At 53.3% G+C, this 15,170-nt stretch carries 10 protein-coding genes; 5 read left to right on the top strand and 5 right to left on the bottom strand.

The features are described from left to right. Nucleotides 1–209: 209 nt before the first annotated feature. Entirely contained in the window at nucleotides 210–1,466 is a 1,257-nt protein-coding gene (locus BM155_RS01565) for a ribonucleotide-diphosphate reductase subunit beta (RefSeq protein WP_067152382.1), read from the top strand. Between the two features lie 269 nt (nucleotides 1,467–1,735). After that, entirely contained in the window at nucleotides 1,736–2,209 is a 474-nt protein-coding gene (locus tag BM155_RS01560; protein ID WP_074900734.1) for a tRNA-uridine aminocarboxypropyltransferase, read from the top strand. 279 nt (nucleotides 2,210–2,488) lie between these two features. Here BM155_RS01560 and BM155_RS01555 read toward each other — a convergent pair whose 3' ends face one another. The 4 genes from BM155_RS01555 to BM155_RS16930 form a co-directional block, all read right to left on the bottom strand. Next, nucleotides 2,489–5,257, bottom strand: coding sequence for a TonB-dependent receptor domain-containing protein (locus BM155_RS01555; RefSeq protein WP_083421045.1), 2,769 nt, complete (start codon nucleotides 5,255–5,257; stop codon nucleotides 2,489–2,491). Nucleotides 5,258–5,459: 202 nt separating this feature from the next. Beyond that, nucleotides 5,460–7,706 (bottom strand): glycoside hydrolase family 32 protein, encoded by a 2,247-nt coding sequence (locus BM155_RS01550; RefSeq protein ID WP_175487733.1) that lies wholly within the window; start codon nucleotides 7,704–7,706, stop codon nucleotides 5,460–5,462. 18 nt (nucleotides 7,707–7,724) lie between these two features. Then, entirely contained in the window at nucleotides 7,725–8,681 is a 957-nt protein-coding gene (locus tag BM155_RS01545) for a PfkB family carbohydrate kinase (RefSeq protein WP_074900718.1), read from the bottom strand. A gap of 15 nt (nucleotides 8,682–8,696) precedes the next feature. Beyond that, nucleotides 8,697–10,178, bottom strand: coding sequence for a glycoside hydrolase family 32 protein (locus BM155_RS16930; protein ID WP_074900933.1), 1,482 nt, complete (start codon nucleotides 10,176–10,178; stop codon nucleotides 8,697–8,699). 249 nt (nucleotides 10,179–10,427) lie between these two features. Here BM155_RS16930 and BM155_RS01535 point away from each other — a divergent pair, with 249 nt between their 5' ends. Continuing rightward, a complete protein-coding gene (locus BM155_RS01535; RefSeq protein WP_074900715.1) occupies nucleotides 10,428–11,465 on the top strand; it encodes a LacI family DNA-binding transcriptional regulator in 1,038 nt (345 codons plus the stop codon). 26 nt (nucleotides 11,466–11,491) lie between these two features. Next, nucleotides 11,492–12,730, top strand: a complete 1,239-nt coding sequence (locus BM155_RS01530; RefSeq protein WP_067152370.1) for an MFS transporter — start codon at nucleotides 11,492–11,494, stop codon at nucleotides 12,728–12,730. A gap of 113 nt (nucleotides 12,731–12,843) precedes the next feature. Here BM155_RS01530 and pgi read toward each other — a convergent pair whose 3' ends face one another. Further along, entirely contained in the window at nucleotides 12,844–14,457 is a 1,614-nt protein-coding gene (pgi, locus tag BM155_RS01525; RefSeq protein ID WP_067152368.1) for a glucose-6-phosphate isomerase, read from the bottom strand. A gap of 356 nt (nucleotides 14,458–14,813) precedes the next feature. Here pgi and BM155_RS01520 point away from each other — a divergent pair, with 356 nt between their 5' ends. Next, nucleotides 14,814–15,134, top strand: coding sequence for a hypothetical protein (locus BM155_RS01520; protein WP_074900712.1), 321 nt, complete (start codon nucleotides 14,814–14,816; stop codon nucleotides 15,132–15,134). Nucleotides 15,135–15,170 lie beyond the last annotated feature (36 nt).

The raw sequence follows: 15,170 nt of genomic DNA, 5'->3' as shown, positions 1-15,170 counted from the left end.
TCGGGGGAGAGCGCAGTAACCGCACCTGCGGTCAAGACCACTCGCACCGGCCCCGGTCCACCCGCCCTTCCGGGGGAAGGCGGGATCAAACAAAAATCGGACCGGGTGTCGGCAGCGACCTGCCGGTGCGCCAAGCCTGGCTTGGCGAAGTGCCACTCCCCGGCATGACAAGTAGTTTCAACCACCAGATACGAATCAAAGGGCCAATTATGCTGAGCTGGGACGACTTCGACACACAGCCCCAACCCACAACGAAAACCACCGAACCGCGACCGGCGCCGGAGACGCTGCAGCAACAAGAAGTAACCGAAGCGCGCCCCTCTTATGGAGCCGCCAGTGCTCCGGCGTCGCCCGCGGCCCATAAAGCCGCTTCCTCCGCGGTCGAAGCGGCGCGGGCCGCGGTGGCTGAATTAGACCCGGCTCCGGGCCTGGAGGAACTGGAGATGGGCGCCGCCCGCGTACAGGTAGATGAAAAACGCATTATCAATTGCCGCGCGGACCTCAACCAACTGGTCCCCTTCAAATACGACTGGGCCTGGCAAAAATACCTGGACGGCTGTGCCAACCACTGGATGCCCCAGGAAGTAAATATGAACAAGGACGTCGCCATGTGGAAGGACCCAGAGGGCCTGACCGAAGATGAGCGCCGTATTGTCAAATACTCCCTGGGCTACTTCTCCACCGCCGACAGCTTGGTCGCCAACAACCTGGTACTGGCCATTTACCGCCTGATCACCAACCCGGAATGCCGCCAGTACCTGCTGCGCCAGGCGTTCGAAGAGGCCATTCATACCCACGCCTATCAGTACTGCGTGGAATCCCTGGGTATGGACGAGGGCGAAGTCTTCAACATGTACCGGGAAGTGCCCTCCGTGGCGAAGAAAGCCGCCTGGAGCCTCAAGCACACCCAGTCCATTGGCTCCCCCACCTTCAAGACCGGCACTCCAGAGACCGACCAGGAACTGCTGCGCAACCTGGTGGCCTTCTACGCGGTCACCGAAGGCATCTTCTTCTACTGCGGCTTCAGCCAGATACTGTCCATGGGCCGCCGCAACAAAATGACCGGTGTCGCCGAGCAGTTCCAATACATCCTGCGCGACGAGTCCATGCACCTGAACTTCGGCATCGACGTGATCAATCAAATCAAACTGGAAAACCCGCATCTGTGGACAGCGGAATTCCAGCAAGAAGTCACTCAGATGATTCTCGAAGGCATGGAACTGGAAGTGGCCTACGCCCGCGACACCATGCCGCGAGGCGTCCTCGGCATGAATGCGAATATGATGGAGGAGTACCTCCACTTTATCGCCAACCGCCGCCTGACCCAGCTGGGCCTGAAAGAACAGTTCCCGGGCGCCCAGAACCCCTTCCCCTGGATGTCCGAGATTATGGACTTGCGCAAGGAGAAAAACTTCTTTGAAACCAGGGTGATTGAATACCAGACTGGCGGCGCGCTGCAGTGGTAAGCACCAACCGGAAAGCCAACAACAGGGATTACGACAACAAATAGTCGCTCACAGGAAGAGAAGTTTTGAAACGGGCGAAAGCCCGTTTTTTGTTTAAGGAACCTATAATGGAGTGTCCATTTCGAAACCATCGGGTACAGGCGAGTACTAGTGCGCTTTCGAAATAGCTTCCCCATTGCCCGCCCCCTAAACTGGCTGCAGCACTCACTCGATTTGATCAAAATACCTTAAAAACGCTGCGCTTAAAAAGGTACAAGCCCAAACCAGGAATGAAAATTACTCTGCTGACCCACCAACGCGAGCTGGAGCGAAAAACCAATACCGGCGCACTGGCCCTGCAGCACTGCGGAAATATGGTAGAACGTTTGGTGTGGGCGCGCCGCAGCCCAGCTGTCGATCTGGTGAAGGCCATTGAATGCGGGAAGGCTGTTCTGGTGTATCCCGGGGGAGAGTCGAGAGGCACACAGCTGGAGGATTTCGCGCAGGTGATATTGATCGACGCCACTTGGCAGGAAGCCAGAAAAATTTACAACCACAGCCCCTATTTACAAGCGGCGCCCCGGGTGACGCTGACAACAGACACCGCATCCAACTACCGCCTGCGACGCAACCAGCCCAATGGCGGCCTCTGTACCGCAGAGTGTGTGATCGAAATACTGCGCAGACACGGTGAAAATAGCGCTGCCGATAGATTGCACACAGCCTTTATACAATTCAACCAAGCGGGCTACGCCCGCAATTGAAAAGTATAAATTAAGTACTCCTAAGGAACCTCCGATTAATTCACGTGAACGCTAAGGTAGGTTCCGGGGCGCTCAGGCAATAGGCTGGCTTCTCATCTGGCTCCAATAAGTTTTTTACCGTCAGGAAGTGAATTAATCAGAGGTTCCCTAAAAAACTTCTCAGCATTTTTGTGGACGCCGGGAATTGCAGATATCAAGCGCTGCTCTTGCGCACGACCCTAGCCGTTCGCAAGAGCAGTTACAGAAATCTCTCTGCGGAGATTTCAAAAGCCCCAGTGATTAAAAGCGATAGCTGATACTTGCTTTCACCGAACGCCCCATTAATGGACGGGCAACTCCCGTATAGATGCCATCACTAAATACCGATTCACTAGTGATGTTGGTTCCCTCAGTAAAGGAGTCCGCATCATTTACGTTGTTAACATGCAGCTGTATATCCATATTTTCGGTAGCTGCGTACATCAGCCCGAGATTAACCTGGGTGTACTCCGGGTACACAGTGACATTGACACTGTCATCGCTGGCAAAGCGCTCGCTGAAGTACTGGACCTGCCCATATACCGTAAGCGGAATAGCGTTAAAGGTATATGCCGGGCGGAAATTCAGCATAATTTCAGACTGCCGGCGTGGGCGACGCCCCTCAGAGGTGGAAACCTCGTATTCGCGCAGGTCATTGACACCGTCATTATCGGTATCCACTTCCACGATACCGGAGCGGATGGCATTATCCTGTGATTGCTCCGGGTCCTGCCACACAAGGCTACCCTGAAGACGCAACCCCGGTATCGCAGACGGCTGGTAGTCCGCTTCCAGCTCGATGCCTATATTGGTCACACTCTGGCGGTAACTATCGCGGATTTTGGGACAATCCGCCGGTGCCGGTACACTGCTACAAGGAATACCCCCGTAACCAGTCGCGCCCAAATCATCCAGAGTAGCGCCCAAATTTTCCTTGGCCTTAAAGTCGATATAGAAAAGGGAAACTCCGAGATCAAGTTCATCCTGGGAAATTCGGAAGCCCCCCTCTACCTGCTGAATATCTTCCACCAGATCACCGCGGACCACTTCTCCGGTGCTTGGGTTTGTAGCCGGCCCCCCAAAAATGTAGTCCTCAAAACCCGGCAGGCGGAAGGAATCAGACACCGTACCAAAAACCGATACATCGCCCCAGCCGCCGTTCTCTATCAACAAGTAGTTAGCCCCCACAGACCAACCATATGCATCGTAATTTTCCTGTGCTTTCTGGGGCACGCCATCCGGCACATTGACGAAATTATCCGCTAAGGTGTCTTCCGTTGACCCCACCACAACATCATCGGGAGTGAAGTCGTTAGATGTATTGCCAGGATCATATGAATTAGTGGTAACCCGATCTACATCCAACTCCTGCCAGCGCACCCCTACATCCAGTTTAAGGCGATCATCCAACAGTGCGATATGATCATGGAGATAAAATGCTTGGGTTTTCATGGTGGCTTCAGCACCGAGGCCGAATATCGCAGGTTGATCCATACCACCACTCGTAATGGCAGGCCCCACTTGTTGTTCGGCAGCATCCACCGCATAAAAATCTACGATACGGGCATTCTCTCCGATATCGCTCCAGGCGCTGGCAAATACGGAAAACACATCATAGGTGAAGTCACTACCGTAAATACCCAGTGTCAACTCGTGATCTGAGCTGGCAATCTCAAAGCTCTTGCTCACTCTAACATCGCCTGTGAAATTGGTCGCATCCACCTTGCCGTACACGGGGATATTGTGTGAGAGGATAGCAGGAGCCTCTGTGGCGCTGGATAAATCAGTGCCGGTTACCGTATCCGCATAGTAGGCCTTGACTTCGGTGGCACTTGCATAAGCTGCGCCCAAATCGCCGGTCAAACTCTGGATACGGGTGAATTGATCCCCAGTTACACGAGCTGTCTCCATGGGCGGATCAATGAATAGCGCGTTGAAACCGTTACTACCGTCAGTAAAACGAAAGTGGGATTCGAAGCGCAGGCCATTTTCCAGGTCGTGCGAAACATCCAGACTGAATATATCGAACTCTGGATTAATACCATTGCGGATATCGAGATTCAGCGGATTACCGTTATTATCAAACAACGTATAATCCGCGATATTGTCAGACAATTGAGTACCGGAGCCAAAATCAACTCCGAGGCTATTTACACTGCCTGGATCAATTTCAAATGGGTCACTTTCGGTTCCGGGTGCACGATTATTCGGCACGGAAAATGGAATATTCTGGTAATAAATAGTCTTGTCATCGATTACATGGGCCTGCACTTTGAGTGTGGTGCGCGCATCATCACTAGTGAACAAAATATTGCCACGCAACTGCCCGCCCTCATTTCCGGTGAATCCCGGATCGCGCCGGCCATCAGCTGTGCGATAAAAACCGCCTACAGCGTAGGTGAAGTTGTCATTTATTGGGCCAGCAACGTAGAAATCATTGCGCACATGCCCCCAGTCTCCAACTTCCGCTTTGTACTCCCCTTCGAAGTCTTGTGTTCCCGTTCGGGTCACATAGTTCACCGCCGCACCCAAAGCATTGGAATAGAGTACCGCGCCCGGTCCGCCTTTTACGGCTTCTACACTAGTGGTCATCAAGTCGGTTTTGATGAACACATCATTGTTCATAAAGGGGGCTTCCGGCTCTTCGTAAACCGGCAGGCCATCGATCAGGTTGGGTACATAGCGGTAACCACCCGCCTGAGGCAGCCCGCGCACCAGTACATTGTTATGAGTCTCACCGGCAGTACCACCCTCAGCAAAAAAACCTGGGATATTTCCCAGCAATTCCGCAGTACCGTGGGGAGCCAGCTGCTGTATATCAGATCGGTCCAGAGTGTTGATATTGAAGGTGGCATCAAACTTACGGGTTTCCTGCGCCACACCCGTGACAATAACCTCTTCTAAAGCCTCTCTTGTTGATTGCTTATCATCAGTATTGACTGCTTTGCCAACTTCTTCTGCCACCGCGGCATTAATCGCCAAAGCCAGGGGCGCGGCCAGAAAAGTTAGGTGGCTAAACTCTCTCTTCATCACGGTACCTCCTTGAGGTGCATTATTTTTCTGGTTTTTGTGTCATTTTGCGATCGACCTATTCCTGCGAACTCACTGCCGACACACAGCTTAACACCACAAAATGTCTATCGTTAGACATAAATTCGCAAAAAATGTCCATCGCTGGACATTATTCTGTCATCTAATCACCCTTGTCAACGAGAAAAAGCGACCAATTTCGTCAATGAGTCCCGACAACTTCCATAACACTGGGCAAAAATAGCGGCCATGCGCTCACGCGCACCTGTCCGGATTGATCCCTGCCCAGGGATTGTACGCGAACCTGCCGGGCCATAGGGTCTTTGGGGTAGCTGCGAAACGAAAAGGCTGCAGCATCGTTGATAAACACCTCTATAACCGAACCATCCACAAATACCCGCAAGCGCCGCAGAGGGCCAAATGCCGAGCTGTCATATGCTGTCTCCAGACGCAGCGGTCCCTCGTCCTCACCGCTAAGGGATGCATGTGTTTTATCCAGCACCAGTCGCCCCTCTACACCGTCAATCTCCAATCGCGTGTACTCACCGGCATCCGATGCGAGAAGATCCAGCTTCAACGCCAGGGGGGGTGCCCCCTGCGCTTCTATCAACAACTCATATGCCCCCTGGGGATGTAACAGCTTGTGTGCCTGAGGCGTGATACTGAGCGTTTTAGAAGTGAATAGTGCTTTTCCTCTCAAAGCGGTCAGTTCCGGAGCCGGAGATTGCCCTAGGGTCCGCCCATCACCCAGCAGCCGCCAGCGACGCGGAAAACTGAAAGTGTGCGCCCAACCGGCATTTTCCTGTGCCTGCGGGCTGCGCCGTTCGTCAATAATACCTATCGCCCGCAAACTACCATCCGGCGCTCGCGCTACCGTAGGTGCCAAGTGACCAGGCAACAGATCCAAGTGTTTCGGTTCTGTGTAACGAGGGTGAAACAAGCCGTCACGCCACTGACCAATCCAGTACACCGCGCGCGTCGCCGGCTCACCGTATTTAGTGACTTCACCGCCGATAGGGTTGGCCAGTAAGATGTAGGCGTCATCGGAAATCCGCTCGAAGACCGGCATTTCCCATATCAGCGAGCCGATATCCATTTCGTGATAGGGCACGCTGACAAACTTTTGCAGGTGCCGCCACGGTCCTATCTTTTCTTCTCCTTCCAACACGTAGTGGTCCAATCCACCGCCGTCTTCAAGAGCAGCGCCAATCAACATGTGCAAGCTATCACCGTCGCGGAACAAATATGGATCGCGAAAATCCCGCACATATTTGCTATTGATAATTGGCCCCAACTTGCGCCAGTAACGCAATTCCGGGTCTTCACTTATTGCTACTGAGATTCCGGGATTACTGTGCTTAAGACGATCGAAGTGATTGACACTGGTATAGAAAGCAAAGGCCTTACCACCGTCATAGATGACATCCCCAGACCAGATTCCTTTCATATCAAAGCCAAAGTCATCCGCCTGTAACTCAGGCCAAAGAGCGTCTTCCAGATTTCGCCAGTGCAGCAGATCTCTACTCGCCATATGCCCCCAATGCATTTGGGTTTTATAGGGGCCGTTGGGCGTGCGCTGGTAGAACAAGTGCCACATTTCCCCAACCCGCACAAACCCGTGAGGCTCATTGGTCCAATTGGCCGGCGGCATGGCATGCAAACGCGGGCGTAAATGGTCGTCTGCAAACCGGCTTGCAGGGACCACCAACGACGCCTGCGCGTCAAACTTCTCGCGCGCAACCTGTGCGCGGACAGCCGTCATTTCCCGGGAACTGAGACCGCGCTGGTATAGGCGTAGACTGTCGAAAGCACCGTTCAGGCGATTGACGGTGAAATTGAGCATATCAACTTCCCGCGGACTCCGGGCAATCTGCAATGGCGCATCCGCCGGACGCAATGGAGCCGCCAGTTCTGCTTCCACCACCACCTCACCCTCCAAATAAAGCGCAACCCTATGTCGATCGATGGATACGCCCAGCAGCACCCATCGATACAGCGGGAAGCGCTCGGGTGCGGTCAGAGTTACCTCTCCCTCTTCGGTATGTACGCGGATTCCCCAGCGACCGTAGGTATCGATAAACACATCAAAACCGGCCCCCTCTTCCCATTGGTTGAGTATTGAAGAGGGGGACAAGTTGTTCACCGGCACCTCTCGATCGGAAGGATAACTTTCCAGGGCCACCCACAGAGTGGCCGACAATTCAGGGCCGCTCTGCCACGGTATTTCCAGCCAACTGGAAATACCGTCACTGCGCCAAGCCTGGCCGGACACCCCGATCACCGCATCCGGCGCGGAAAACTGTGTGTGAATCTTTGCCGGCGCCAAAGCGCCAGCTTCCAGACGCTCAAAGTCCTGGGTGTAATCCGCTTGTAGCTGTGCACTGGTGGAGACACAGTAACAGGCCCACAGGCAAACAACGAACGTTACAAAACTCTTCCGCACGCTCATCTCCATTCCCGTCTCGGTCTAAGAGGCCAGTGCTTGCGGCAGAGCCGCCTCCAGCTCTGCCAGCGTCGGCGGATTGCAGCCTTTGCGGGAGACATTGATCGACGCCGCCCACTGCGCAACAGTCAACAGCTCTTCCAGCTCCTCAGCAGACAACGCCGCTAAACCTCGGGCAAAACCACCCTTACGCAACAGAAAAGCCAGCAGCGCAGAGAAAAATGTATCGCCTGCGCCCACAGTATCCCCCACAGACGAAGGCGCCATGGCTCTCTGAGCAACCTCGGTCTCACTGGTGATCAAGGTGGCGCCACCAGCGCCTTCTGTAAAAGCCACTAGCTGTACTGTGCCGTGCCGCACCAGATCTCGGCAAAATTCAAGCGGTTGTTCAATGCCGAGCAGTTCGAGGTCCTCGTCGCTCACTTTGAGCACATCGGCGCAATCGATCAAACCCCGTACGGTAGCAAGGTAAGCCTTGTTATCTGGTACTACACCAGGACGCAGATTGGCATCGATACTGATTGATATTCCCCGCGATCGCAGGTTACTTAGAAGCACCCGCAACTGCGTCTCCATGGATGGCACCAGCGCCAGGGAGCCGGTGTGAAACAACTGACACTCGGGGTGTACCGCCGCAGCCAGTCTGGCACTATCAATATCCAGATCCGCCACGCCCTCACGATAGAGGCTATAGCTGGGTTGCCCATCACTATCGACGGTCACCAGTGCCAGCGAAGTAGGTCGGCGCGAGCGCGGCACCCGGTCACAGTGGATACCTTCCGCCGCGGCGACTGCGGCAATCCGCTCGCCCATCCGATCGCAAGAAATGGGAGACAGATAATCACAAACAAGCCCCTGCCGGGCGAAGCCCCGACAGACATTGAAAGGTGATCCCCCCACATAAAACTCGAATCTCCCCGGGAGCGTTTCAATCAGATCGATCAACGCCTCACCAAATACCGCAACTCTTGCCGCGCACATAGGCTGCCCCCAATATCAGATGGTGTACAGGCTGTATGCGGGCGATAGCCCTGCAGCGCGAAGCACAGCCAGTCGCGACAATGGCTCACTGGAGAAAAACACCGCGGTCAAAGCCGTTTTACCGCCATCAACGAAAATTTCCATGGCACTGCCATCAATTACCACACGCAATTCGCTATCGCGATTCAAGCTGTGCACAAGTGGTGCGCGGATCTCACGGCCCAGCCCCTCCTCCACCCAGCCGGACTCCCGGCGATCGAGCAAGAGCACACCGCGCTCGCGGGACAGCGTCAGCAGCAGTCGCTCGCCATCGCCGGCAAGAAATTCCAATTCCAGCTCCGGCGCAGAACCCACGCTGATAGAGAGATCCAGCGCATTCCCTCCAGGCAGCTGCACCACCTTGCCTCTCTCGAGCACGCCTTCACTGTGCAGAGTGCGCGCGACTTGAACTTCGGTAACAGGCCGATTTCCCAGCAGCAAGCGCTCCTGATCCCGATACAGGTACAACTCCCGCGGCAAAGTCATAGCACCGCGCCAGATTTCCGTAGGCACCTTGTTTGCGTAGTCCCAGTTGGACATCCAGCCCACCAGGATGCGGCGGTCACCTCTCCCCTGCAGGCCGTCCCAGGTCACACCGGCATAATTATCAGTTCCATAATCCAACCAGCGGACCTCTTGGTGCTCCGGCACAAACCGCTCCCCATCGAAATCACCGATAAAATACTGCGTAGCAGAGCCACCGTTTGGGCCACCCGGGTTGATACTGACCAGCAGGCACCAACGCTCCTCTCCCTCGGGCGTTTTCAGAGGGAACAAATCCGGACACTCCCACACCCCACCGTGATCGCCGGCCTTCTCACCGAAGTCTCCTAAGAACTCCCACTCCTTTAAATCCCGTGAACGGTAGAAATGCACGCGGTCGCCAGCCGCCAATACCATCACCCACCGCCTGCTGGAGGCATGCCAGAACACCTTGGGATCTCGGAAATCCTTTATTCCAGGGTTAGGAATAACCGGGTTATCCGCATATTTCTCCCAACGCCAACCGCCATCAGTACTGATTGCCAAGCTCTGGACCTGAACTCCGTTGCCGTCATGGTGAGTAAATGTGGCCACAACCGGGGGGTTTTCCCCGCGCTGAAAACCGGAGGTGTTCTCCCAATCCACCACCGCACCGCCGGAAAAAATCATTCCCAAACCATCGGGTTCAGAAGCGAGGGCAACCGGCTTCTCCTGCCAGTGAAGCAAATCCCTGGATACCGCATGTCCCCAGTGAATATCCCCCCAAACCGAACCGCCCGGGTTGTACTGGAAAAACAGGTGGAACACGCCATCCAGATACACCATGCCATTGGGGTCGTTCATCCAGTTGCGGGCGGGAGAAAAATGTCGGCGGGGCCGCCAATGGGATGGTACCCGCTCAGGCAGCGCTTTCCGGGCACAGTCTTCGGATACTGAAGGAGCGCCGCTTCCGGCAGTTGCGAAGTCTTGTTCCATAATTTGCATGCTTCTATATCGCTTTGTTGCGTGTTTTCTGCACCTTGGCGCACTCTGTCTTTGGCAGACCTGTGAGTTAGAGATATTCCTCCCTCTGCAACAGAAGAGAAAACAACACCAAAAATGTCTACCGTTGGACATTATACGGATAGCAGTTTAGTATCTGTCAACAGGTAGCAAGGGCTTAGATCACGCAAGTGCGAATCGGGTATAGTTCAGGGTCATTCAACCAGTAGACATTCAATACCCATGAGCTCGATCAAAGACGTAGCAGAACTGGCCGGTGTATCCGTTAAAACCGTATCCAGAATTCTGAATGGTTTCGAGGGCGTCAGTGAACGTACCCGAGCAAAAGTCCAGGAAGCCATGGACCGCCTCGAGTACTACCCCTCAGCCGCGGCTCAGTCCTTGCGGGGAAAGGAAACCGGTCTAGTGAGCCTGATCACTGACCATCTGACAACCACGCCGGATGCATTTGAAATTGTTGCCGGCATTCAGAGCGTGTGTGAAAAGCGCGGTAAATTGTTGTTAATCGGAGAGACCGGAGGTAGCCAAGAAAGCTTTCAGAAACTGGTCGAGGATTTTCGCCGACAGCGAGCCCAGGCAATCATTTTCGCCACCATGTATCACCGCAAGGTGGAGATTAAGCAGTCGTTTGAGCGCTGTCCGCTGATTCTGCTGAACTGCTTCGATACCGACAGTCGATACCCCTGCATCATCCCAGACGATGAGCAGGGCGGCTTCGATGCCACCGAGCACTTACTGGCTCAGGGGCATAAGCGAATCGCATTCTTGACTCTGTTCGAACATATGCCGGCTACCTCACTGCGTGTCCGAGGACACCTGCGGGCACTGGAAAAACACGGCATAGAAGTCGACCCAAATCTCATTACCGAAGGCGTATTTGATGATTCACAGGATGAGTTTGCCGGACTAGAAGCGCTGCTGAAAGAATTGCTGAAAGGGCCAAAAGCACCAACGGCGATACTCTGTGGTAACGACAAAATGGCCATGCGGGTATACATGCACGCCATTCAGCTGGGCTTTCGGATTCCGGATGAGCTGTCGATTGTGGGTTACGACAACTACCGAATGATTGCAGAAAATCTGGTACCCAAGCTGACCACAGTATCACTGCCCTATTTCCAAATGGGTGAGTTGGCGGCGAAACTGGCCATAGACGGCCCTGCAGAGAAAGAAAAAGGAAAGCGCAACAAGCGCAAAAATAACCACACAATCAAGATCGGTGGCGATCTCATCGTAAGGGGGTCCACCGGGTTTCAATAAAAGCGATAACAAGTGAGAGTCGAGCGATGATAAAAACCTCAACCCGTAACTATTGGCTTCTAAGTGGCGCTCTGTTTGCGTTCTTCCTCACTTGGTCTTTTGCTTTTTCTCTATTTCCCATCTGGCTCAATCGCATCGTGGGTCTTAGCGGAGAACAGACTGGAGTAATTTTCAGCATCAACGCCATTGCCGCTCTAGCGGTAATGCCACTCTACGGCTACCTTCAGGACAGACTGCAACTGAGAAAAAACCTGCTGTATACCGTCGGTTTTTTTCTGCTCGCATCCGGACCTTTCTTTATATTTATTTATGCTCCCCTACTAAAATCACAGTTTTATCTGGGCGTGACTCTTGGCGCCTTTTATTTTGCACTGGCATTCTCCTCCGGCGTAGGTGCTCTGGAAACCTACATCGATCGTTGCAGCCGCCTTACCGGATTTGAATTTGGCAAAGCGCGCATGTGGGGCTCGCTGGGCTGGGCCAGTGCCACCTTCTTTGCCGGCTCCCTGATTAACATAAATCCAGACATCAACTTCTGGATGGCCAGTGCCTCCGCCGTGATTTTTTGTATCGCTGTGCTACTGGTACAGGCACCGAAAAGCGTCGAAGAGAAGCTGGAAAGCCAGCGGAAAGTACAGATCCATGACGCTTTTTCCCTATTGAGGCTACCCACCTTTTGGGCCTTCGCTACTTATGTGATGGGCGTAACCTGTGTTTATTCTGTCTACGACCAGCAGTTTCCAGTGTACTTTGCCTCACTGTTTTCCAACGTTGACGAAGGTACTTCCATGTTTGGCTACCTGAATTCGCTACAGGTATTGCTGGAAGCCGGCGGCATGTTTTTGGCACCGCTTATCGTCAATCGTATTGGCGCCAAGAATGGATTGCTACTGGCCGGGGTCATTATGGTCATACGTATTTTGGGCTCGGGCATCGCCTCGGATCCAATCTCAATTTCCATTATCAAACTTCTGCACGCAGCGGAATTACCGATCATGCTTGTAGCCATATTTAAATATATTGCGAGGAACTTTGATTCACGCCTGTCCGCCACACTCTACCTGGTAGGATTTCAATTCAGCACTCAGGTAGCCGCCAGCGGCCTTTCTGTGATTGCCGGTATCATGTATGACCGAATCGGCTTCACCAACGCGTACTTTATTCTGGGAACTGTGGCTGCCATCTTTCTGGCCATCTCCGCAGTGGCCCTACGCAACGACACCAAGGCAGAATTTAGAACCACAGTCAGTCCAGACTGCGCCTGATCGCCCTGAAAACTCCCTCCGGAAAAAACCAGGGGGAGTTGCTTTAGGGGCCTATGATTATCCCACTTTGTGGTGGAACAAATTTTTAAGTCCGAATTAAAAACTCGATGTGATCAACATTTACATTTAGGATGCATAGAACGAAAACGGGCTATGGCGTTATCAGTCGATCCATCAAACTTTATCTCCGCTAATCCAGACATGGCTTGCAATACATCACCACAAAGCTGCTTACCCAGCTCTACCCCCCATTGATCAAAAGCATTGATATCCCAAATAACGCTCTGCACGTAAACTTTGTGCTCGTACAGAGCGATCAGCGCCCCTAATGTCTCTGGTGTTAGCGCCTCCATCATCAATAGTGTGCTCGGTCGATTTCCCGGCATTGCCCGCGCAGGAGCCAGAGATTGCGCTTCCGACGCCGAGCAGCCATCCTTAAGGAACTCGATCCTTGCCTGTTCCAGGCTTTTACCCATCATCAGTGCGCGGCTCTGCGCAAGACAATTCGCCACCAACAATGGCTGATGGCCGTCAGGCGCCACAGGATTTTTCAATGGAAGAATAAAATCCACGGGGATAAGATCCGTTCCCTGATGCAATAACTGGTGGAAAGAATGCTGCCCATTGGTTCCAGATTCTCCCCAGATTACCGGAGCCGTGGTATATGGCACTGCCTCACCATCCCTAGTAACGCTCTTCCCATTGCTCTCCATTTCCAATTGTTGAAGGTAAGCCGGCAATAGTCGCAGATTATGCGCGTATGGAATAATTGCCTGCGTCTGCGCTTTCAGGTAATTCCTGTACCAACAGCCGAGCAGCCCCATAAGCACGGGAAGGTTTTCCGAAAGCGGAGCTTGCGCAAAATGCCGATCCATCTCCGCGGCGCCATTGCGCAGTGCCGCAAACACCTCACCCCCAAAAGCTAGCGCAATGGAGATCCCAATTGCCGACCATAGGGAATAGCGTCCCCCTACCCAGTCCCACATCGGAAATATTTGATCTGCGGCGACCCCAAATGCCTCTGCTCTCTCAGGAACAGCGGTTACAGCAACAAAATGGCTGGCGATATCAGCTCCATCTGCCGCAGCCTGTAACCATAACCGCGCCGTCTGCGCATTGCGTAAGGTTTCCTGGGTCGTAAAGGTTTTAGATGCCAAAACAAACAGGGTAGATTCTGGGTCGCTATCCGCTAGCGCTGAGGCGATATCACTGCCATCCACGTTGGAAACAAAACGTGTTTCAAGCTTATGCTCACAGTGATCCAATGCACTACAGACCATTTTCGGGCCGAGGTCTGATCCTCCGATACCGATGTTGATCACCCGTGTAAACGGCTTGCCCGAAAAGCCGCGAACCGCACCACTATGTATACACGCAACATAAGTTGATATGCGGTCCTGTATCGTCCGTGCTAGGGCGGCATATTCAGCAGGTTGGTCCAGGCGCAATGCCGTGTGCGCCGCTGCGCGCCGCTCGGTACTGTTGACTCGTTCACCAGACAACAGTGCCTCTATCCGTTGTGACATATTACGGCACTTTGCGAGGGCGATTAATTTACCCATCACAGAGTCATCAACCATATTCTTAGAAAGATCTAAGATGAGGCCTGCCGCCTGAAAAGTAAAACGGGATGCCCGCTCAGAATCGCGTAGAAAAAACTCGGATATTTTCGCCTCTTTAAGGCGAATAGCCTCAGACTCAAGGCCATTTCCATCTATTCCTGTCAAAAGTTAACTCCCCATCATCAATAAAAGATGACCCGCTGATACAAGAGAAACACCAGCAGCTATTCATATAGTTCAACCGTATGACAACGGTTATGTCTATCGATGGACATTACAAAAAATATATCATTTGCTCAAGCCTAGTCATTCTGCCAAAGCAAAATCCAACCGCGCACCTAAGCAACAAAGTAAAGGAACATCCCGTGCGTTATGCTGCCAAGGGGCTTGGCCGAACCACTACGCGGATATAGCGAGGTTTTGCAGCGAGACTGGCAGCCGTCTATATACCGTTTAATCAAACGCTGCATACACACAGCTGAAGACTATAGTTACACTTTTAACAGACACGGAGCCCGAAAATGGAATTTCTTATCCTGTTGATCATTTTGTTGGTCGTACTGGTACTGCCGCTAAAAATGGCCGCGGCAATGATGGGGGCACGCAATACCGGCGTATTCCACTGTCTGTTCGCACTGTTGCTGGCAGTGATTATCCAGCGCTTTGTCGGTGGCATAATTCCCGGGGTGACGGCGGAATACGGCATGTTGATCACCATTCCCCTGGCCGCGATCGCCTATATGCTGGTATTGGGCACCAGCTTCCTGAAGGCGATACTGATTGCCATAGTACAGGGGGTGATTCTAATCGGCGCCGTGTTACTGTTGGGCTTCGCCGTTTAGCCTCTGAAGCCCAGCTTCGTTTGCGCCCCTGAACAG

The sequence above is a fragment of the Microbulbifer thermotolerans genome, from assembly GCF_900112305.1.
Lineage (GTDB): Bacteria > Pseudomonadota > Gammaproteobacteria > Pseudomonadales > Cellvibrionaceae > Microbulbifer > Microbulbifer thermotolerans.
The sequence above is the reverse complement of the archived record's forward strand: the minus strand, read 5'-3'. Positions and strand labels throughout refer to the sequence as shown.

What these genes read in the sequence shown, in the direction of transcription:
- BM155_RS01565 (WP_067152382.1), top strand. Translation starts at nt 210, where the DNA reads ATGCTGAGCTGGGACGACTTCGACACACAGCCCCAACCCACAACGAAA.
- BM155_RS01560 (WP_074900734.1), top strand. Translation starts at nt 1,736, where the DNA reads ATGAAAATTACTCTGCTGACCCACCAACGCGAGCTGGAGCGAAAAACC.
- BM155_RS01555 (WP_083421045.1), bottom strand. Translation starts at nt 5,257, where the DNA reads ATGAAGAGAGAGTTTAGCCACCTAACTTTTCTGGCCGCGCCCCTGGCT.
- BM155_RS01550 (WP_175487733.1), bottom strand. Translation starts at nt 7,706, where the DNA reads ATGAGCGTGCGGAAGAGTTTTGTAACGTTCGTTGTTTGCCTGTGGGCC.
- BM155_RS01545 (WP_074900718.1), bottom strand. Translation starts at nt 8,681, where the DNA reads ATGTGCGCGGCAAGAGTTGCGGTATTTGGTGAGGCGTTGATCGATCTG.
- BM155_RS16930 (WP_074900933.1), bottom strand. Translation starts at nt 10,178, where the DNA reads ATGGAACAAGACTTCGCAACTGCCGGAAGCGGCGCTCCTTCAGTATCC.
- BM155_RS01535 (WP_074900715.1), top strand. Translation starts at nt 10,428, where the DNA reads ATGAGCTCGATCAAAGACGTAGCAGAACTGGCCGGTGTATCCGTTAAA.
- BM155_RS01530 (WP_067152370.1), top strand. Translation starts at nt 11,492, where the DNA reads ATGATAAAAACCTCAACCCGTAACTATTGGCTTCTAAGTGGCGCTCTG.
- BM155_RS01520 (WP_074900712.1), top strand. Translation starts at nt 14,814, where the DNA reads ATGGAATTTCTTATCCTGTTGATCATTTTGTTGGTCGTACTGGTACTG.